Genomic DNA, 18,619 nt, shown 5'->3' with positions numbered 1-18,619 from the left:
TCGAGTTGCAGGAAGGCGGCAAGCAAGAGACGCTCCAAGAGCTTACATTAAGTAAGTGACTGAGGTGATGAGTGTAGCCAACGCACATGCAGCTTGAAGTATTACGGGGATACAGGTCTAACCATGAAACGTGAATTAGCCATCGAGTTTTCCCGTGTCACCGAAGCAGCTGCGCTGGCAGGCTATAAGTGGCTGGGTCGGGGCGATAAAAATGCTGCCGACGGCGCTGCTGTTCAAGCCATGCGTATTATGCTCAATCAGGTCAATATTGATGGGCAAATTGTTATCGGCGAAGGTGAAATCGATGAAGCCCCAATGCTGTTTATTGGTGAGCACGTCGGTACTGGCCAAGGCGATGCCGTTGATATTGCCGTTGACCCTATTGAAGGTACCCGTATGACTGCCATGGGCCAGGCCAATGCACTGGCCGTGCTGGCGGTGGGAGATAAAGGCACATTTTTACATGCGCCCGATATGTATATGGAAAAACTGGTGGTTGGCCCTGGCGCTAAAGGAGCAATCGACCTGAACCTGCCGCTGGAACTCAACTTGCGCAATGTTGCCATCAAGTTGAATAAACCACTGACTGACTTAACTGTTATCACGCTAGCCAAACCGCGTCATGACGGCATCATCGCCGAAATGCAGCAACTTGGGGTCAAAGTGTTTGCTATTCCCGATGGCGATGTCGCGGCCTCTATTTTAACCTGCATGCCAGAAAGTGAAGTGGATGTGATGTATTGCATCGGCGGCGCACCTGAAGGGGTGATTTCTGCTGCGGTAATCCGTGCATTGGACGGCGATATGCAAGGCCGTTTATTAGCGCGCCATCAAGTCAAAGGCGATAATGAAGACAACCGCCGCATTGGCGAACAAGAGCTGGTGCGCTGCAAGTCAATGGGCATCGAAGCCGGTAAAGTGCTGTTACTGGGGGATATGGCCCGCAATGACAATGTGATTTTCTCTGCCACTGGGATTACCAAAGGTGACCTGCTGGAAGGTATTTATCGCAAAGGAAACATGGCGACCACCGAGACACTGCTGATTCGCGGTAAATCCCGCACGATTCGCCGTATCCGCTCGACTCATTTCCTTGACCGCAAAGACCCAACATTGCATGAATTCTTGCTGTAATTCGGCTCACGAAGAGCATTAACGATAATAATATTCGCGATAAACAACAATGGGCGCAACATTCACGTCGCGCCCATTTTAGTTCAGTATTTTCAACCGACTACACACGGTGTTCTTGCGGCTGCATCCGGTGAGATAAAGGCCACCAGCACAACAAAATCAACACCGCCATGGCAAACATCAACAGCCCCAAGCTGAATTGCCCTGTTTGTGGCAGCATGGCTGACAACCAAGTCGCCAGACCTGACCCGACATTCTGCAACCCACCAATCAAAGCCCCCGCAGCACCCGCCAGATAAGGGAAAGGCTCCATTGCCCCGGTGGTGGCCAGCGGAAACAGCATCCCAGCCCCAAAGAAGAATAGCGCTGCCGGTATAATCAGCGTCCAAATATTCATAATGCCAAACCAACCGGGTATCCACATCATCAAACCCGCCAGCAGACAGCTGATCACCGAGTGCCACATCAGGTTATGGAAAGTTTTACTGTCGCGACCGGCATACCACGCACCAAAAAACGCTGCCGGAATAGGTAGAATAAATAAAATACTGACCGTCATCCCACTTAGCCCCAGCACGCCCCCCATCAACACGCCCGCACTGGCTTCAAATACCGCAATACCCGCTAATGCACCAATCAACATCACCAGATAACAGCTAAAAGCGCGGTCAGAGAACAATAAGCGGAAACTGGCCAGCATCCGTCGTTTTTCAGTTTGTTGTGGCCGAGTTTCCGGTAACCAGCGAAACATGCAAAATGCCACTCCGCCACATAAAAAAAGCAGAAATGCGTAGCTTGCGCGCCAGCCAAACAGACTCGCCAGCACTCCACCAATAATCGGGGCCAAGAGCGGGCTGACCAAAATCCCCATGTTCAACATACTGTTGGCGTAGCGCAGCGCCGTGCCGGCATATAAATCTCGCGGCATGGTTCGCGCCATCACTCCCGCAACCCCTGTCCCCATGCCCTGCAAAGCACTGGCCGCGACCAGCATAGACAAACTATTTGCCAGCCAAGCCCCCAATGCGCCCAGCATAAATATCATCATGCCCACCAGAATGACCGGCCGACGTCCAACCCGGTCAGACAGTGGGCCATAAATCAGTTGCGAGAAGCCATAAGTCAACAGATAGGCCGCCATGACGCGCTGCACCGTACCAGTACGCACTGAAAAGTCGCGGGCGATATCCGCAATAACAGGGACGTAAATGGTTTGCGCCATCTGACCGACAGCTACCAACAGAATCAACATCACCAGCAGGTGGAAATTCTCTATTTTTCTCATTATCTTAACTATGAACAAATTGTTAGCCGGACCTTGTGCCGCACCCATCTGGCCGTAAAAAGCCATTTTTTGCGAGCACCCCACTATTTTTGTGACACAACTCACTTAGCGCATAAGCTAACAAATTCAGATTTTTTAGCGAGCCAGCACGACATATTGCTAAAGGGGCGACTGGCAGATAAAAACACCATTGGCGTAAAGTTAACTGTCCATATATTTGTTTCCGGCCGCCAAAGAATACAGTGGCACTCATGGCGCAAGGAGATAACATTTAATCGATAATATTTTCTACTAATATCCCCTAAAATACCGCCAGCGCTTTAGGTACTACTTTCGATAAGTATTTGAATAAAGGGAATCAGAATTATGGCTGCATGGGTTAGTGGCAAAATTACTCACATTGAACACTGGACTGACTCGTTGTTCAGCATTCGGGTCAATGCGCCAATTGATCCCTTTACCGCCGGTCAATTTGCCAAGCTGGCATTAGATATCAACGGCGAGCGGGTACAGCGGGCCTATTCCTACGTCAATGCGCCAAGTGACGATAATCTGGAGTTCTATCTGGTCACCGTGCCAGAGGGGAAACTCAGCCCGCGACTTGACCAACTGCCGGTGGGTGGCGAAGTGATGGTGACCAAGCAAGCGGCGGGCTTCTTTGTGCTGGAAGAAATTCCGGATTGCGACACGCTATGGATGCTGGCAACGGGCACCGCGATTGGCCCGTATCTCTCTATTTTGCAGGAAGGTCGCGATTTAGAGCGCTTTAAAAATCTGGTGCTGGTTCATGCTGCACGCTTTGCCCGCGACCTCAGCTACCTGCCATTGATGCAGCAGCTTGAGCAACGTTATAACGGCAAACTGCGGATTCAGACAGTTGTCAGCCGCGAAGAGTCACCGGGGTCATTGACGGGCAGGGTTCCGGTACTGATTGAAAATGGTGCGCTGGAAGCCGCTGTCGGCTTAAAAATTGATGCGCAAGACAGCCATGTCATGCTGTGCGGTAACCCGCAAATGGTGCGAGATACCCAGCAATTGTTGAAAGAACAGCGGGAAATGCGTAAACATTTGCGTCGTAAACCGGGGCATATGACCAGCGAGCAGTATTGGTAATAAACCGTATGGGTAAAGGGCCATATGGCCCTTTTTTACCTTATAAAACCCTATTTACTGCGGTGTTTTTTCAGCCAGAAACTTCACCGGTACCGCTTCTGGGCCAAAACGATTGTCACCCTCGGTACCGAGAAATGCACCACAATCAATAAACATCATGACAATAATTAGCGTGGGAACAAACCGCCCAACCCCCCATTGCCAGATGGGCGCTAGCATCTGCCAGTTACCCGCCATTAGCATCCAGGCCAACACCACCAATAGCGCCCACCAACCGGCTTTATTGCGGTCATGTAGCCGCTTGACGATCACCGTGGCTGTGGGCCACAGTAGAAAAACAACAGCAAAAGCAGCGGTCTGAGTGGAAAGCCAATTCTGCCCGGCCAACGTAAAGATAACCAGCATTGCCAGTAACCACAGCCCAATCCAAATCCAAAAATCACGCCGCCCGATACGGCCTTTTAGCGAGAAACACCATTGCTGTATTGTCATCAATAACCTGATCCATTTAACTGATATAATGTGAAGTTGGTATGGACAATAGAGTAACTCAACGCTGTAACTAACCTATACTCTTTGCAGTGAATTTTGACAATCACCCCCAATTACCGCTTTAATCCCCTACACAAACTGCAAACAACGGCATAAGTCATGAGAAAAGAAATAATCGCAATGCTGACAATACTGCTGCTAATAGCAACAGTTAGCCGCGCTCATGCCGCTCCCGAAGCTGGCGATGAACGGCCGGCTGAAGACACTCAGCCAACAGCTCCCTATCTGCTTTCCGGCGCGCCAACCTTTGATTTAACGCTGGTTAAATTCCGTGAAAGTTATAATCACGCCAACCCGACGCTGCCTATCAGTGAGTTTCACGCCATCATCGTAAAAGATGATGTGCCGCCGCTGACCCGTGCTGCCAGTAAAATTAACGAAAATCTCTATGCTTCAACCGCATTGGAAAAAGGCACGGGTAAAATTAAAACCTTACAAATTACCTATTTGCCAATCAAAGGGAGCGAAGAGAAAGCGGCCCGGCTGATCGCGGTAAATTATATGGCGGCCCTGATGCGCCAGTTTGAACCCACACTCACACTCGAACAAAGTGTCAGCAACGTGCAACAATTGCTGACGCAAGGCAAAGGCTCACCTTTCTTCGTCCATCCTGTCGGAGCAATTCGCTATGTTGTGGCAGATAATGGCGAAAAAGGGCTTACTTTCGCTGTTGAACCGATTAAGCTTTCACTATCTGAAGCATAATCTCGCCGCAATTAATGACGAAAAGCAAAGCCATTGCCGCTAATCATCTCTATACTGTTGGACAGGTAAACTGCCTGTCGGGCAGTCATTATTATTGACCCTCGCGTCCCCTTGTTGGAGGAAGAAACATGCGTCATCCATTAGTTATGGGTAACTGGAAGCTGAACGGTAGCACTCACATGGTTAACGAGCTTATCGCTGGCCTGCGTAAAGAATTGAGCACTGTTGACGGCTGTGGCGTTGCTATTGCCCCACCTGCTATCTATCTGAATCAAGCTAAGCATGAACTGTCAGGTAGCCGCATCGCGCTGGGCGCACAAAACGTTGATGTGAATCTGTCTGGCGCATTCACCGGCGAAACTTCTGCTGAAATGCTGAAAGATGTTGGTGCTCAATACATCATTATCGGTCACTCTGAGCGCCGCACTTATCACAACGAAAGTGATGAATTCATTGCGAAGAAATTTGGCGTACTGAAAGAAATCGGCCTGATCCCCGTATTGTGCATTGGTGAAACTGAAGCAGAAAACGAAGCGGGTCAAACTGAAGCAGTCTGCGCTAAACAACTGGACGCAGTGCTGAATACCTTGGGTGTGAAAGCATTCGAAGGCGCGGTTATCGCTTATGAGCCAATCTGGGCTATCGGCACCGGCAAGTCAGCCACTCCAGCACAGGCTCAAGCGGTTCACAAATTTATCCGTGACCATATTGCCAAGCTTGATGCCGCGGTTGCAGCACAAGTTATCATCCAGTACGGCGGTTCCGTGAATGATAAAAATGCAGCAGAACTGTTCACCCAGCCAGACATCGATGGTGCGCTGGTTGGCGGTGCATCACTGAAAGCGGACGCATTCGCCGTTATCGTGAAAGCCGCTGCAAAAGCTAAAAAAGCCTAATTCAGGTTCTAAGCAACTGATTAAGCTGGGGCAGATGATGCTCCGGCTTTTTTATTATCTGGCTGTTTAAAAATTTTCTCATATAAATCGATTCCATCCGTTCCTACCGAACCAAAGAATTTACTTATCTGAGCTTTCTGGCGTATCTGACTAGACAGCCTTATTTGTTCTTCACAATCTGCAATCTCTTCCTCCTTATAAAGACTGAGATCGTATTTTATATATGTCTTCTTCTGAGTATCGAGAAAATGGATAAAATTACTGCCTTCAAATTTAATCACATTACAGGCGTGACCTTCTGTCACCCATGGCAATATGCTCCATAAAGCTGGACGTTTAATCACAAGAACACCATATAAGGCTTCATCACGCTGATAGCTATGTAGCTGAGTCACCAACTGAGTAACCGATTTTTTTTCATAAATAAGCCGGTCCATATTTCCTTTAACATCAGCCCCCCTTAGATATGGCAATGCTAGATGTAGCTTATTTTGCTCTAATGTATCGATAACCGCTGTAGCACAAGAAGCACAGTTAGTTTGACCAAAACCATGGATACCAAATAACGCCAGCAAAGCGGCCAATGGCCGTAGCCATAAAGGTGCTTTACCATCACAATTCACTTTATCTAATAAATAGTCTGATAAGTAATTTTCCAGACTTAGGGGTGATTCTCCATTTTTATCAACAGGATAACTTTTCGGTCTTAAAGCGTCTTCAACTTGCCTGTTTATTATTTTAGGTGGTGTATAGCTCTCAGTAATACCTGCTGAACCGATATCCCATTCATCATTTTCATATATAATTGACGCGTTACTATGCAGTGATTCAAAACTACCACTGCGCGATAAAGATCTTAATGGCGGAGTGTGTGAATCCCCCGAAACTTGCCCGCCCCCTGAATCCGTACCAGAAATGCTACTAATATTCATAATCTTTTCCCCTGACTCACTAAGTTTTATTATTCCGCCACGATTCAATAACGCATTTGACACGCGCTGGCGAATTAGGCGGTTTTTATCTGTAAGAAAGAGAAGAATTATAAAAATAATCAGAGGGTTAAAATGGCTAATAAAACAAAGCGCCCGTAAGCATTAACTTACAGGCGCTGAGTCAACTACTGCTATCAAATCATTATGTTATTTTTTCTTATTTCATTGTTTACAGACTTTATCGCTTACTGATTTCGTCAAATACGCCGCCAGTCGCAAAATGCACCTGTTGGGCTTTAGTCCAGCCACCGAAGACGTCATCAATGGTAAACAACTGCAGTTTCGGGAACTCATTAGCAAACTTAGCGGCGACAGCCGGATCACGCGGACGATAGTAATTCTTAGCGGCAATAGTCTGGCCTTCCGGTGAATACAGGTATTTTAAGTAAGCATCGGCCACTTCACGGGTACCGCGCTTATCAACCACTTTATCCACCACCGAGACTGTCGGCTCAGCCAAAATAGAAACGCTCGGCGTGATGATATCAAACTGGTCTTTGCCCACTTCATTCACCGCCAGCAGAGCTTCATTTTCCCAGGCAATCAATACATCGCCAATCCCACGCTCGACGAAGGTATTAGTCGCCCCACGCGCACCAGAATCCAGAACTTCCACATTTTTATACAGCTGTTTGACAAATTCTTGCGCCTTGGCCTGATCATTATTGTTGTGCTCTAACGCATAACCCCATGCAGCCAAGTAGTTCCAGCGCGCACCGCCGGAGGTTTTCGGATTCGGCGTAATGACCGAGATGCCCGGCTTCACTAAATCTGACCAATCATGAATCTGTTTTGGATTCCCTTTACGCACCAGGAAGACGATAGTTGAAGTGTAAGGCGCGGAGTTATCAGGCAGGCGCTTGATCCAGTCTTTATCAATACGACCACGTTCAGCAATAGCATCTACGTCGTAAGCCAGAGCCAGGGTCACGACATCAGCCTCAATACCATTAATAACCGAGGTCGCCTGCTTACCAGAACCGCCATGTGATTGGCGCACCGTCACCTTATCACCGGTTTTCTCTTGCCAATATTTGCTAAACGCTTGGTTATAATCTTGATAAAATTCACGTGTCGGATCATATGACACATTCAGCAATTGGATATCTTTTGCCATGGCACCTGATGCCAGCAGCAGTAATGAAAGACCTACACCCCATTTACGCATTGACCCGCTCCCCAGATTTGTTATTAATTGAAATTGTTATTAACTGTAATTGTTATTAACTGAAATCTTAATCAACCCAATTGGTTGGCCTGATACTGAGCGTGCCAGAAACTTTCTGGTCAATTAAAGAATAAAAAAGTTTTGATTATATCAATACGGAATATATGAGTGACTGGAAATAAAAAACCCCCGCAATTGCGAGGGCTTAGCGATCGAGCAAATGGCTGTTTTAGAACAATTTCTTCGCAGTATCGTACCAATCTTCTTTAAATTTACTTTTCTTATTTTCTGGCGCGATACAAACGGAGATTAATTCATGCACCATCTTCTCGTTTTGTACCCCAACGCAGAAGCCGCCGCGCGAATAATCATGATTTTCCAACAGCAGATCAACAGCATAAGCGCCCATACGAGAAGCTAGAATGCGGTCATAGGGAACCGGTGCCCCACCGCGCTGGATATGGCCCAAGACAGTACCACGGGTTTCGCGACCGGTTTCTTTCTCAATGTATTTAGCCAGCTCGTCGATATTGTCTAGTTTTTCAGTAATTGCCACGATCGCGTGCTTTTTACCTTTCTCGATGCCCGCTTTAATTTCAGCAACCAAATCTTCACGTTTGAATTCAACTTCAGGGATAGCAATAAACTCGCAGCCCCCGGCAATAGCAGCCGCCAGAGTCAAATCGCCACAATAACGGCCCATCACTTCAACGATGGAAATACGCTGATGCGAAGAGGAAGTATCACGCAAGCGGTCAATAGCTTCCACCACCGTACCCAATGCGGTGAAGAAACCGATGGTATAGTCAGTCCCGGCGACATCGTTATCGATAGTGCCCGGCAAGCCGATACAGTGAATCCCACCTTCTTTGGTGAGTAAGTCTGCACCTGCATAAGAACCGTCACCACCGATAACCACCAGGCCATCAATGCCGCGGTCTTTCATATTCTGTAGCGCGACTTTGCGCTTTTCCGGATCTCGAAACTCAGGGAAGCGCGCAGAACCCAAGAAGGTACCACCACGGTTAATCATATCGGACACGCTATAGCGATCCAGCTTCCTCATACGATTCTCAAACAAGCCAAGGTAGCCATCTTCAATACCGTAAACTTCTAATCCTGCTGACAAAGCTGCACGAACAACCCCACGAATGGCTGCATTCATACCTGGCGCATCACCGCCGCTTGTTAGTACACCGATTTTCTTGACCATGACTACCTCTGAACTTGTAGATGCGATTTTTTAAAATTATTTATTTGCCGATTATGTCTTGCACAGGCGAACAGTACAGAAAATCAGCTTGATGAGCTTAATATTGAATATTATAGCAAAAACACCAAGCTGAATTGATTCAAGTCATGCCATTTGGCGGTATTTTCTTCATGACTGAACCATTATGTAACCACAGTTTACCTGTAGTTAATGTAGCAATAGTTAATGTAGCAATAACGGATGAATAAATTATAACTCCCAATGCGCATGGCGTTCTTTGGGTACCACAGCAGTAGGATCTTGATGGATAAGGACATCTGCGCCAGGAAAACGGTGCAATAATGCCCGCTCCACTTGATCAGCTAAAATATGCGCCTCCATCAATGGCAGCATATCCTCCATTTCAAGATGGAGTTGAATAAAGCGTGTTGGCCCCGACTGGCGAGTACGCAAATCATGAGCGCCAATCACGCCCGGCCATGACGTCACAATATTGATAATTTCCTGCCGCTCATCATCTGGCAAGGCGCGATCCAGCAAAGCTTGCACCGCGTCATAACCCATACGCAGTGCGCTATAGAGAATATAAACCCCAATCCCCAAGGCAAACAATGCATCCGCACGATGAAAACCATACCAACTTAATGCTAATGCAATAAGAATAGCACCATTCATCATGACGTCAGATTGATAGTGCAACATATCGGCACGAATGGCCTGACTCTGAGTTTTTCGTACCACCCAGCGCTGAAATGTGACTAATATCATTGTACTGAATAATGCAATTAATGTTACCCAGATACCTATACCAGGATCTTGCAGCGGTGTTGGTGATGCTAAATGTTGGAAACCAGTCAGGAACAGGAATAACGCCGAGCCGGAAATAAACATGCTTTGCGCCAGCGCAGCCAGCGATTCCGCTTTACCATGGCCAAAAGTATGTTCTTCATCAGCCGGTTGCAGCGAGTAGCGCACCACAAAAAGATTGGTTAAAGAGGCGGCCAGATCCACCAGTGAGTCAACTAACGCAGCCAACAAGCTCACCGATCCAGTATGCCACCAGGCAAAAATTTTAATTATCAGTAAGATTGATGCCAGCACAGTGGCGCTGAGCGCAGCAGCTTTCACCAAGCGCGCATATTGCGGATCCATAACTCATTCCGAATAATATTCAGGGGTTATGAGTATAACGGAAAAGAGACAAAAAAAAGCCCTCCATCATGGAGGGCGAAAGACAGGGATGGTGTCTATAGCAAGGAAAACAGGGTATTACAGGGTACTACTTACTTCTGGGCAGAAGAGGGTTGTGCTGCTGGCGCCTGCTGCATTTTCTCAATGCGCTGCTGGTGCTTTTGGTTCAAGACAGCTTTTTGCTCTGGAGTGAGCAAGTTAAACATTTGGTTGCGTACTTTGGCCATTTCGACCTGACGTTCAATCTGGTCTTTGGACATTTTCTCGGCCTGCGCTCTTACAGCGGCTTCGTCGAATTTATCCGCAGTGACCAACTTGTGCATGGTTTCGCGCTCAGCCAAATCGGCACGCGGCTTCTCTTGGCGAGACTGGCGCATCAGGTCACGCATTTGCTGGCGTTGCTGTTCTGTCAGATTGACGCCATCAAACATGTTATGGTGACCACGTCCATCTTTCTTGTTCATCATCGCACCGTCACCGTGGCACCAGCCATCAGTGGCTCCGGACTTATCAGCAGCGAAGGCGGCTTGAGAACCGATAACTAACATTGACGCCATTATTAACGTTACTACTTTATTTACTTTGCGCATTATTTAACTCCTAAGTTCTATCTGCTAAGCGGTTTATTGCCCTGCGATTCAATAAGGAGCAGTCTACTGGCCCGGCTGCAAACTAGCGTCAGTGGATGTAAAACTGGAGTCAGGGCATGTAAAGCTAAGTAAAGTCATGGAATACCGGCAGTTGATAACGTATTTTGCGTCAAGAGGAGAAACAATCATGCATAAAATCCTATTAGTTGATGATGATCGTGAACTGACGTTACTGTTGAAAGAATTACTGGAAATGGAAGGTTTTAATGTTGTCGTTGCTCACGATGGTGAACAAGCATTAAACCTGCTGGATAATTCTATCGATTTGTTATTATTGGATATTATGATGCCGCGCAAAAACGGTATCGAAACCTTGAAAGAGTTACGCCAGCACCACCAAACTCCGGTGATTATGCTGACGGCTCGGGGGAGTGAGCTGGATCGGGTACTCGGCCTGGAGCTAGGTGCGGACGATTATCTGGCGAAGCCCTTTAATGACCGTGAGCTGGTAGCGCGCATCCGAGCCATTTTACGTCGCTCTAACTGGAGTGAGCAGCAGCAAAATGTCGACCAGGGCGCGCCAATACTGGACGTTGATTGCCTGCAATTGAACCCAGGCCGCCAGGAAGCTAGCTTTGAGGGCCAGTCGCTGGAATTAACCGGCACGGAATTTACCTTACTCTACCTGTTGGCTCAGCACCTCGGCCAAGTGGTCTCGCGCGAACATCTCAGCCAGGAAGTGTTGGGGAAACGATTAACACCTTTTGACCGCGCCATTGATATGCATATTTCAAACCTGCGCCGTAAGTTGCCGGATCGCAAAGACGGGCTACCTTGGTTTAAAACTCTGCGCGGTCGCGGGTATCTGATGGTCTCTGAAACATGATTAACAGTTTAACGACGCGAATTTTTGCGATTTTTTGGTTTACCTTGGCGCTGGTATTGATGCTGGTGCTGATGTTGCCGAAACTCGACTCGCGTCAAATGACCACCTTGCTCGACAGCGAACAGCGTCAGGGAACGATGCTGGAGCAACATATTGAAGCTGAATTGGCCAGTGACCCGGCCAATGATCTCATGTGGTGGCGCAGACTTTATCGCGCCATCGAAAAGTGGGCACCACCCGGCCAGCATTTAGTGTTAGTGACCACTGAGGGCCGCGTTATTGGTGCCCAGCGCCACGAAATGCAAATGGTGCGTAATTTTATCGGCCAGTCAGATAACTCAGACCAGCCGAAAAAGAAAAAATATGGTCGCGTTGAGATGGTCGGCCCCTTCTCCATCCGTGATGGCGAAGATAACTATCAGCTCTATTTGCTGCGCCCAGCAAGTAGCCCGCAATCCGATTTTATCAATTTGATGTTTGACCGGCCGCTGCTGCTCTTGATTGCAACTATGTTGATCAGTGCGCCACTGCTGTTATGGCTAGCATGGAGTTTGGCGAAACCGGCACGTAAGTTGAAAAATGCCGCTGATGACGTGGCGCGTGGCAACCTGAAACAGCACCCTGAGTTGGAATCTGGCCCACAAGAGTTTTTGGCAACCGGCGCGAGTTTCAACCAGATGATCAGTGCGCTCGACCGGATGGTTGTGGCCCAACAACGGCTGATTTCTGATATCTCCCATGAGCTACGCACTCCACTGACCCGCTTGCAACTGGCCACTGCGCTAATGCGCCGCCGCCATGGCGAGGGGAAAGAACTGGAGCGTATTGAAATGGAAGCGCAACGATTAGATAGCATGATCAATGATTTGCTGGTGTTATCCCGCAGTCAGCATAAAAACGAGCTACACCGCGAGCCAATCAAGGCTAATGAACTTTGGTCTGAAGTGCTGGAAGATGCGCAGTTCGAAGCTGACCAGATGGGGAAAACACTGGAAGTGACCGCACCTCCGGGGCCATGGACCTTATTTGGCAACCCGGCGGCCCTCGACAGTGCGTTGGAGAATATCGTGCGTAATGCGCTGCGTTATTCCCATCATCACATTGCCGTGGCGTTCAGCTCGGATAATCAGGGAATAACTATCACTGTCGATGATGACGGACCCGGTGTCAGCGAGGAAGACCGTGAACAGATCTTCCGGCCATTCTACCGCACTGATGAAGCGCGAGATCGCGAATCCGGCGGGACAGGTTTGGGGCTGGCGATTGTAGAAACTGCGGTTAATCAGCATCGTGGTTGGGTTCGGGCCGAAGACAGCCCATTAGGGGGTCTGCGGCTGATTATCTGGTTGCCGCTGCATCCACTTAAATCTTAATGAAATGATAAAACCGGCTGCCCGACCATATTGGATCGGGCAGCCTATTTCTGGCGTTCTTTCTCCAGCAAATATTTTTTGCGCTCAATCCCCCAGCGATAGCCTGATAATGCGCCATCCTGACGAATGACTCGATGGCAGGGAATGGCGACCGCCAGCATATTGGCAGCACAGGCGCCCGCCACCGCGCGCACCGCTTTTGGTGAACCAATTTTAGCGGCAATATCGGCATAACTGGCGGTCTCGCCTACCGGAATTTCCCGCAATGCCTGCCAAACCCGCTGCTGGAATGCCGTGCCGCGGATATCCAAGGGCAAATCTAGCCCAAGCTTAGGGGCCTCAACCAAGCCAACCACCCGCGCGAACCATTGTTCAAACTCGGCATCCCCGCCAATTAACTCCGCCTGTGGAAATGTATCCTGCAATTGTTGCACCAGCAGGGCCGGTGAGTCACCCAACAAAATGGCGCATATTCCCAATTCACTTTTCGCCATCAAGATAGCCCCGAGAGAACTTTCCCCCACAGCAAAATGCAGTGTGACATCGCGGCCACCTTGCCGGTAGCGGGTCGGCGTCATGCCCAATAACTGATTGGATTGCTCATAAAAACGGCCATTGGAGTTGTATCCAGCATCAAATATTGCGTCAGTCACCGAGCCTTCGCCCGCCAATTGGCTGCGGACTCGTGCACTGCGGGTCGCGGTGGCATACGCCTTGGGCGTTAATCCGGTCATGAATTTAAATAATCGATGGAAATAAAAAGTGCTGAGATTCAGCTCGGCTGCCAACTCACTGAGTTTAAGCGGTATTTCAGCTTGCTCAATTAAACGGCATGCCTGGCTAATTTTTTCTGCATGCAGTTGCGCTTGAGATAACTGAGTGGGTCGGCAGCGTTTACAGGGCCGGAAACCGGCAAGTTCAGCGGCATCATTATCAGCAAAGAATTCAATGTTTTCTGCTTTCGCCTGACGGGAAGAACATGAGGGCCGGCAATACACACCGGTGGTTTTCACCGCATAAACAAACTGACCATCGGCGGTTTTATCGCGATTAACAATAGCGGCCCAGCGTGGGTCTGACAAACTGTCTATTACGCCCCGAACTGATGTCATGATGAATACTCCATTAATACTGACTGTGGCGACCAGCATATAAAATCACCACATTTGGCGCTCTCCGCTCCTTGCTTTCAAATTTTTATTTTATCGCCCCTATTTATTTTACAAATCCTATTTATTTTACAAACTGATGGGGTGGTCGACAAAAATGGGTAACCGCTGCACTGAGCGGGGGTTTCTGATATCCTGCGCCCCTTATTATTGGGGGACATATGCTTAATATCGTTTTATTTGAACCCGAAATCCCGCCGAATACCGGCAATATTATCCGGTTATGCGCGAATACAGGTTGCCAACTCCATCTGATAAAACCTTTAGGTTTCACTTGGGATGACAAACGCTTACGCCGTGCGGGTCTTGATTACCATGAGTTTGCCAACATCAAACATCACCATGATTATCAAGCATTCCTCGACAGCGAAAAGCTGGATGGCGCACAATCTACTGGTGCACCATCTGCCGGAACAAATGTTGCCCGCTTATTTGCTCTGACCACCAAAGGGACACCCGCCCACAGCGCCGTCAATTATCAGCTAAATGATTATCTGCTGTTTGGCCCAGAAACTCGCGGCTTACCGCCCAATGTTCTGGATGCATTACCCGCGCAGCAAAAAATCAGAATTCCAATGCTAGCCGCTAGCCGCAGCATGAACCTGTCAAATGCCGTGTCCGTGGTGGTGTATGAAGCCTGGCGGCAATTAGGTTATCCGGGAGCATTACTGAAAGAATAGCAAGATAGTAGCCCGGGATTGGGGTCTACCAATATAAAATAGATCCCCAAAGGCATTGGAGTTGCAGGTAGGCGGCAAGTGAACGAGTCCCGATGAGCTTACATAAGGTAAGTGATTCGGGTGAGCGAACGTAGCCAACACCCCTGCGGCTTCAAGGACGCAGGGGATCAGATGCCGTCGCCGTACTCAAACCCGTGACTAACGCCATTGAAATGCTGATCCATATCCAATGAGGGTTTATCACTCTCTGGCTTGCCGACAATTCGAGCGGGGACACCTGCGGCTGTCGTATGGGGAGGCACGGCCTGCAACACCACTGACCCGGCACCAATTTTAGCACCACGCCCGACTTCAATATTGCCCAGAATTTTTGCACCCGCGCCAATCATTACACCTTCACGAATCTTCGGATGACGGTCGCCACTGGTTTTCCCGGTACCGCCCAGAGTGACGGATTGCAGGATGGAAACATCATTCTCAACCACAGCGGTTTCACCAATGACAATTCCGGTGGCATGGTCTAGCATGATGCCGCAACCAATGGTTGCCGCTGGGTGGATATCCACACCAAAAGCGACAGACACTTGATTTTGCAGGTAAATAGCCAGTGCTTTACGATCCTGCGCCCATAGCCAGTGGCCAATACGATAAGCTTGTAAAGCATGAAAACCTTTCAAGTACAGCAATGGCGTAGAGTATTTATCCACTGCGGGGTCGCGCAAACGTACCGCCAGAATATCGCGGGCAGCAGAGATAATCATCTGTTCATCAGCACGATAAGCATCTTCAACCACCTCACGGATGGCAATGGCGGGCATGATAGGATTAGCCAACTTATTCGCCAGAATATAGCTCAGCGCACTGCCTAAATTTTCATGCTTCAGTAATGTCGCGTGAAAAAAACTTGCCAGCATGGGTTCACACTCGGCCAGTGCTCTTGCTTCTGATTTAATGCTACTCCAAACCAGCTCTAACTCTTCTGACGACATTGCGTACTCCTGCCCATAAACAAGCGGCTTCGGGGAACGACCGAAGCCACTGACACCCTAATTCCTTGACGCGGCAATGCCAACGCCAAGGATTGGCACTATATATTTATTATTTTATTACTGCTGAACAAGCTAAATGCCGCTTTTTTCATCTTTTCTGGTCCGACCCAATAAGGTCAGCGCCGCTTCACGCGCATTCTTGTGGCTGTATAGCACCTGATAAATTTGTTCAGTAATTGGCATTTCAACACCGTAGCGTTGTGCCAGCGCCAGAACTTCCTTGGTATTGCGGTAACCTTCGACCACTTGACCAATTTTATCCTGTGCTTCTTGTACGCCTAGCCCCTGCCCAAGCATGATGCCAAACCGGCGATTACGAGATTGGTTATCTGTGCAGGTTAGCACCAAATCACCTAACCCCGCCATGCCCATAAAGGTGGAGGGATCAGCGCCTAATGCCGCGCCCAAACGGGTCATTTCCGCCAAACCACGGGTTATCAATGCGGTTCGCGCATTGGCACCAAAACCAATACCATCGGACATCCCGGCACCAATCGCAATTACGTTTTTAACCGCACCACCGAGTTGGACCCCGATAAAATCAGGATTGCTGTACACGCGGAAACTTTTGCCACAGTGCAACAGTTGTTGCAGGTCTTCACTAAATTGCATATCGGTCGATGCCAGTGCAATCGCGGTGGGTAAACCGGCAGCCAGCTCTTTGGCAAACGTCGGGCCGGAGACCACTGCTAGCGGAATACTCTCGCCCAGCACTTCCCGCGCCACATTCGCCAGCAAGCGGCCTGTTTCTGCCTCAAGCCCTTTAGTCGCCCAAACAATACGCGCATCTGGGCGTAAGTGTGGTTTGAGCTGATTTAATACCGCACCGAAAACATGACTGGGCACCACCACCAGCACATCACGGCTAGCTGCCAGCGCACGTGCCAAGTCGGTTTCCAGTAACAGAGTGTCGGGGAAAGGGACATCGGGCAGGAAAGCTTGGTTACAACGGTCTTGTTGCAGAGTTTGAATATGCTTAGGGTCGTGGCCCCATAACACAACTTGATGGCCATTACGCGCCAGCGTAATGGCTAATGCGGTGCCGTAAGATCCGGCACCGATTACAGTCATTGAAGCATGGGTGGTGTTCATCAGGCATCCTGACGTTGTTCAGCACCTTCAACTTCACCTTCAGCCTGCTGTTGCAGATAGTTCATGAACAGGGCATCAAAGTTAACCGGTGCCAAATTCAGCTGTGGGAAAGTACCGCGAGATACCAAGCTGGTGATGCATTCACGCGCATACGGGAACAGAATGTTCGGGCAGTATGCACCTAAGCAATGCGCCAGTTGGGTGCCATCAATACCAGCGATGGAGAAGATGCCGCCCTGCTGTACTTCACACAGGAATGCAGTTTCTTCGCCCAAAGAAGCCGTGACAGTCACACGCAGTACCACTTCATACACATCTTCAGCCAGCTGACTGGAAGCAGTATCAAGATCAAGTTTAACTTCTGGCTGCCAATCCTGCTGGAAAACCTGCGGAGCATTAGGTGCTTCGAAGGAGATATCTTTGGTGTAGATACGTTGGATCTGGAAAGCCATCTCGGTGTTATTTTGTTCTGACATGTGTATAGATACCCTAAAGTTAGACGTCCTTATTAAACAACACTTCCGCCGCGGGCTCTTTCCATTACAATCATGGGGCCCACTGGCGAGTTAAAGCAGCGGGTCAAGCCCACCGCGCGCATCCAGGGCATGTAAATCATCACAGCCGCCGATATGCTGCCCATCAATAAATACCTGAGGCACCGTTGTCCGCCCGCAACGAGCAATCATCTCTTCACGTTTGGCAGGGTCATTATCAATTGCGATTTCATGAAAAACGGCACCTTTGCTGTTCAGCAGTGCTTTAGCACGATGGCAGAACGGGCATGTTGCTTTGGTATAAATCTCAATCTTCGCCATGGAAACACCTCAAATTTACACTTTATTGATATAGCGATTTTTATAGCAATTACTTGCCGCGCGCTAGTGGCAGATTCTCACCACTCCAGCCAGAGATACCGTCTTTCAAGGTAAACACTCGCTCAAAACCGGCTTTATTCAGTAGCTCAGCGGAGGCACGGGAGGTCGTCCCTGTGGCACAAACTACTATAATAGGCTGTGCTTTGTGTTTTTCCAATTCAGCCAGGCTGCCACTTTTGATATCACTTGGCAGTAAATTAATAGAGCTGGCGATATGGCCCTTGCGATAATCATCACGTGTGCGGAGATCAACCACCACCGCATCTTCTTTGTTAATCAGACGCGTCGCTTCACCACGAGTGATTTCTTTCACTTTTGACAGAGAACTTTTAAAAGTGGTGAAAATTACGGCGACGAACAACGCCACCCAAGCCAAACTCAAAACCGGATGCTGGCTAATGAATTGCATAATTTCTTGCAACATGGGGGTAAAAACTCCCGTTAGTTAGGGGATAATATTCAAGGCCACAGAGTATACCTGCGCGTTGCGGCAAATACAGCCAATATGCAAGTGCCATTGCAGAAACTGCGAACAATCTCTGGAAGTTTTGTCGTCTCTTTGATGATTTTTACGCAAAACCCCACACCAATGTTGATCTCTTTGGGCTATTTTTAACCGGTTCTGTAGTAAATTACCGCCTTTCTAATAAGAAAGA

20 protein-coding genes are annotated in these 18,619 nt (G+C 48.7%); 7 read left to right on the top strand and 13 right to left on the bottom strand.

Translation table 11 applies throughout. From position 1 onward, the window contains the following. Nucleotides 1-123 precede the first annotated feature (123 nt). Nucleotides 124-1,134, top strand: coding sequence for a class II fructose-bisphosphatase (gene glpX, locus OVO64_RS17065; protein WP_038637982.1), 1,011 nt, complete (start codon nucleotides 124-126; stop codon nucleotides 1,132-1,134). Between the two features lie 100 nt (nucleotides 1,135-1,234). Here glpX and emrD read toward each other — a convergent pair whose 3' ends face one another. Further along, nucleotides 1,235-2,419, bottom strand: a complete 1,185-nt coding sequence (gene emrD / locus OVO64_RS17060; RefSeq protein WP_050292173.1) for a multidrug efflux MFS transporter EmrD — start codon at nucleotides 2,417-2,419, stop codon at nucleotides 1,235-1,237. Between the two features lie 366 nt (nucleotides 2,420-2,785). Here emrD and fpr point away from each other — a divergent pair, with 366 nt between their 5' ends. Further along, nucleotides 2,786-3,532 (top strand): ferredoxin--NADP(+) reductase, encoded by a 747-nt coding sequence (gene fpr / locus OVO64_RS17055; RefSeq protein WP_145509911.1) that lies wholly within the window; start codon nucleotides 2,786-2,788, stop codon nucleotides 3,530-3,532. Between the two features lie 54 nt (nucleotides 3,533-3,586). On the opposite strand, the gene OVO64_RS17050 is transcribed toward fpr, so the two are convergent. Continuing rightward, the gene (locus OVO64_RS17050) at nucleotides 3,587-4,024 is read right to left on the bottom strand and encodes a DUF805 domain-containing protein (protein WP_050292144.1); all 438 of its coding nucleotides are present in this window, start codon (nucleotides 4,022-4,024) and stop codon (nucleotides 3,587-3,589) included. Nucleotides 4,025-4,183: 159 nt separating this feature from the next. On the opposite strand from OVO64_RS17050, the gene OVO64_RS17045 reads away from it, so the two are divergent. Both OVO64_RS17045 and tpiA read left to right on the top strand, forming a co-directional pair. After that, the gene (locus tag OVO64_RS17045; protein ID WP_186368367.1) at nucleotides 4,184-4,789 is read left to right on the top strand and encodes a DUF1454 family protein; all 606 of its coding nucleotides are present in this window, start codon (nucleotides 4,184-4,186) and stop codon (nucleotides 4,787-4,789) included. A gap of 128 nt (nucleotides 4,790-4,917) precedes the next feature. After that, nucleotides 4,918-5,685, top strand: coding sequence for a triose-phosphate isomerase (gene tpiA / locus OVO64_RS17040; protein ID WP_004392229.1), 768 nt, complete (start codon nucleotides 4,918-4,920; stop codon nucleotides 5,683-5,685). A 20-nt stretch (nucleotides 5,686-5,705) separates the two neighbouring features. On the opposite strand, the gene OVO64_RS17035 is transcribed toward tpiA, so the two are convergent. The 5 genes from OVO64_RS17035 to cpxP all read right to left on the bottom strand — a co-directional run bounded on the left by OVO64_RS17035 (nucleotide 5,706) and on the right by cpxP (nucleotide 10,839). Next, nucleotides 5,706-6,617 carry a toxin glutamine deamidase domain-containing protein gene (locus tag OVO64_RS17035; protein ID WP_050292155.1) on the bottom strand — a complete coding sequence of 304 codons (912 nt, stop codon included), beginning with the start codon at nucleotides 6,615-6,617 and terminating at the stop codon, nucleotides 5,706-5,708. A gap of 238 nt (nucleotides 6,618-6,855) precedes the next feature. Beyond that, nucleotides 6,856-7,845: a sulfate ABC transporter substrate-binding protein gene (locus OVO64_RS17030; RefSeq protein WP_038637969.1), complete on the bottom strand. Its 990-nt coding sequence runs from the start codon at nucleotides 7,843-7,845 to the stop codon at nucleotides 6,856-6,858. A gap of 229 nt (nucleotides 7,846-8,074) precedes the next feature. Next, a complete protein-coding gene (pfkA, locus tag OVO64_RS17025; RefSeq protein ID WP_038637966.1) occupies nucleotides 8,075-9,058 on the bottom strand; it encodes a 6-phosphofructokinase in 984 nt (327 codons plus the stop codon). A gap of 249 nt (nucleotides 9,059-9,307) precedes the next feature. Further along, entirely contained in the window at nucleotides 9,308-10,210 is a 903-nt protein-coding gene (gene fieF, locus OVO64_RS17020) for a CDF family cation-efflux transporter FieF (RefSeq protein WP_038637963.1), read from the bottom strand. A 131-nt stretch (nucleotides 10,211-10,341) separates the two neighbouring features. Continuing rightward, on the bottom strand, nucleotides 10,342-10,839 hold the full coding sequence (gene cpxP / locus OVO64_RS17015) for a cell-envelope stress modulator CpxP (protein WP_038637960.1): 498 nt from the start codon (nucleotides 10,837-10,839) through the stop codon (nucleotides 10,342-10,344). A 187-nt stretch (nucleotides 10,840-11,026) separates the two neighbouring features. On the opposite strand from cpxP, the gene cpxR reads away from it, so the two are divergent. Together cpxR and cpxA are read left to right on the top strand one after the other, a co-directional pair. After that, nucleotides 11,027-11,725 carry an envelope stress response regulator transcription factor CpxR gene (cpxR, locus tag OVO64_RS17010; protein ID WP_038637957.1) on the top strand — a complete coding sequence of 233 codons (699 nt, stop codon included), beginning with the start codon at nucleotides 11,027-11,029 and terminating at the stop codon, nucleotides 11,723-11,725. Beyond that, nucleotides 11,722-13,098: an envelope stress sensor histidine kinase CpxA gene (gene cpxA, locus OVO64_RS17005; protein WP_038637953.1), complete on the top strand. Its 1,377-nt coding sequence runs from the start codon at nucleotides 11,722-11,724 to the stop codon at nucleotides 13,096-13,098. Before cpxR ends, cpxA begins: the two co-directional genes overlap by 4 nt. Nucleotides 13,099-13,142: 44 nt before the next feature. Here the strand turns inward: cpxA and ada are convergent, their stop codons facing one another. Continuing rightward, nucleotides 13,143-14,210: a bifunctional DNA-binding transcriptional regulator/O6-methylguanine-DNA methyltransferase Ada gene (gene ada / locus OVO64_RS17000; RefSeq protein WP_416371396.1), complete on the bottom strand. Its 1,068-nt coding sequence runs from the start codon at nucleotides 14,208-14,210 to the stop codon at nucleotides 13,143-13,145. 218 nt (nucleotides 14,211-14,428) lie between these two features. Between ada and trmL the strand changes: the two genes are divergently transcribed. Continuing rightward, on the top strand, nucleotides 14,429-14,947 hold the full coding sequence (trmL, locus tag OVO64_RS16995) for a tRNA (uridine(34)/cytosine(34)/5-carboxymethylaminomethyluridine(34)-2'-O)-methyltransferase TrmL (RefSeq protein WP_038637947.1): 519 nt from the start codon (nucleotides 14,429-14,431) through the stop codon (nucleotides 14,945-14,947). 167 nt (nucleotides 14,948-15,114) lie between these two features. Here trmL and cysE read toward each other — a convergent pair whose 3' ends face one another. The 5 genes from cysE to OVO64_RS16970 form a co-directional block, all read right to left on the bottom strand. Further along, complete coding sequence (cysE, locus tag OVO64_RS16990; RefSeq protein WP_004392219.1) at nucleotides 15,115-15,936, bottom strand: serine O-acetyltransferase; 822 nt, start codon at nucleotides 15,934-15,936, stop codon at nucleotides 15,115-15,117. Between the two features lie 132 nt (nucleotides 15,937-16,068). Further along, nucleotides 16,069-17,088, bottom strand: coding sequence for an NAD(P)H-dependent glycerol-3-phosphate dehydrogenase (gpsA, locus tag OVO64_RS16985; protein WP_038637943.1), 1,020 nt, complete (start codon nucleotides 17,086-17,088; stop codon nucleotides 16,069-16,071). Continuing rightward, on the bottom strand, nucleotides 17,088-17,564 hold the full coding sequence (secB, locus tag OVO64_RS16980; protein WP_032820633.1) for a protein-export chaperone SecB: 477 nt from the start codon (nucleotides 17,562-17,564) through the stop codon (nucleotides 17,088-17,090). Before secB ends, gpsA begins: the two co-directional genes overlap by 1 nt. A 90-nt stretch (nucleotides 17,565-17,654) precedes the next feature. Then, the gene (gene grxC, locus OVO64_RS16975) at nucleotides 17,655-17,903 is read right to left on the bottom strand and encodes a glutaredoxin 3 (RefSeq protein WP_038637938.1); all 249 of its coding nucleotides are present in this window, start codon (nucleotides 17,901-17,903) and stop codon (nucleotides 17,655-17,657) included. Nucleotides 17,904-17,952: 49 nt separating this feature from the next. Further along, the gene (locus tag OVO64_RS16970) at nucleotides 17,953-18,387 is read right to left on the bottom strand and encodes a rhodanese-like domain-containing protein (RefSeq protein ID WP_038637936.1); all 435 of its coding nucleotides are present in this window, start codon (nucleotides 18,385-18,387) and stop codon (nucleotides 17,953-17,955) included. Nucleotides 18,388-18,619 lie beyond the last annotated feature (232 nt).

The organism is Yersinia sp. Marseille-Q5920, from assembly GCF_946902935.1.
Classification (GTDB): domain Bacteria; phylum Pseudomonadota; class Gammaproteobacteria; order Enterobacterales; family Enterobacteriaceae; genus Yersinia; species Yersinia rochesterensis.
This window is presented reverse-complemented; position numbering and strand designations above follow the sequence as displayed.

Coding starts and splice junctions, on each gene's coding strand:
- OVO64_RS17050 (WP_050292144.1), bottom strand. CDS start 4,024: ATGACAATACAGCAATGGTGTTTCTCGCTAAAAGGCCGTATCGGGCGG.
- cpxA (WP_038637953.1), top strand. CDS start 11,722: ATGATTAACAGTTTAACGACGCGAATTTTTGCGATTTTTTGGTTTACC.
- cysE (WP_004392219.1), bottom strand. CDS start 15,936: ATGTCGTCAGAAGAGTTAGAGCTGGTTTGGAGTAGCATTAAATCAGAA.
- trmL (WP_038637947.1), top strand. CDS start 14,429: ATGCTTAATATCGTTTTATTTGAACCCGAAATCCCGCCGAATACCGGC.
- emrD (WP_050292173.1), bottom strand. CDS start 2,419: ATGAGAAAAATAGAGAATTTCCACCTGCTGGTGATGTTGATTCTGTTG.
- OVO64_RS17035 (WP_050292155.1), bottom strand. CDS start 6,617: ATGAATATTAGTAGCATTTCTGGTACGGATTCAGGGGGCGGGCAAGTT.
- OVO64_RS17030 (WP_038637969.1), bottom strand. CDS start 7,845: ATGCGTAAATGGGGTGTAGGTCTTTCATTACTGCTGCTGGCATCAGGT.
- pfkA (WP_038637966.1), bottom strand. CDS start 9,058: ATGGTCAAGAAAATCGGTGTACTAACAAGCGGCGGTGATGCGCCAGGT.
- cpxP (WP_038637960.1), bottom strand. CDS start 10,839: ATGCGCAAAGTAAATAAAGTAGTAACGTTAATAATGGCGTCAATGTTA.
- OVO64_RS17045 (WP_186368367.1), top strand. CDS start 4,184: ATGAGAAAAGAAATAATCGCAATGCTGACAATACTGCTGCTAATAGCA.
- glpX (WP_038637982.1), top strand. CDS start 124: ATGAAACGTGAATTAGCCATCGAGTTTTCCCGTGTCACCGAAGCAGCT.
- gpsA (WP_038637943.1), bottom strand. CDS start 17,088: ATGAACACCACCCATGCTTCAATGACTGTAATCGGTGCCGGATCTTAC.
- cpxR (WP_038637957.1), top strand. CDS start 11,027: ATGCATAAAATCCTATTAGTTGATGATGATCGTGAACTGACGTTACTG.
- fpr (WP_145509911.1), top strand. CDS start 2,786: ATGGCTGCATGGGTTAGTGGCAAAATTACTCACATTGAACACTGGACT.
- secB (WP_032820633.1), bottom strand. CDS start 17,564: ATGTCAGAACAAAATAACACCGAGATGGCTTTCCAGATCCAACGTATC.
- fieF (WP_038637963.1), bottom strand. CDS start 10,210: ATGGATCCGCAATATGCGCGCTTGGTGAAAGCTGCTGCGCTCAGCGCC.
- tpiA (WP_004392229.1), top strand. CDS start 4,918: ATGCGTCATCCATTAGTTATGGGTAACTGGAAGCTGAACGGTAGCACT.
- OVO64_RS16970 (WP_038637936.1), bottom strand. CDS start 18,387: ATGTTGCAAGAAATTATGCAATTCATTAGCCAGCATCCGGTTTTGAGT.
- grxC (WP_038637938.1), bottom strand. CDS start 17,903: ATGGCGAAGATTGAGATTTATACCAAAGCAACATGCCCGTTCTGCCAT.
- ada (WP_416371396.1), bottom strand. CDS start 14,210: ATGACATCAGTTCGGGGCGTAATAGACAGTTTGTCAGACCCACGCTGG.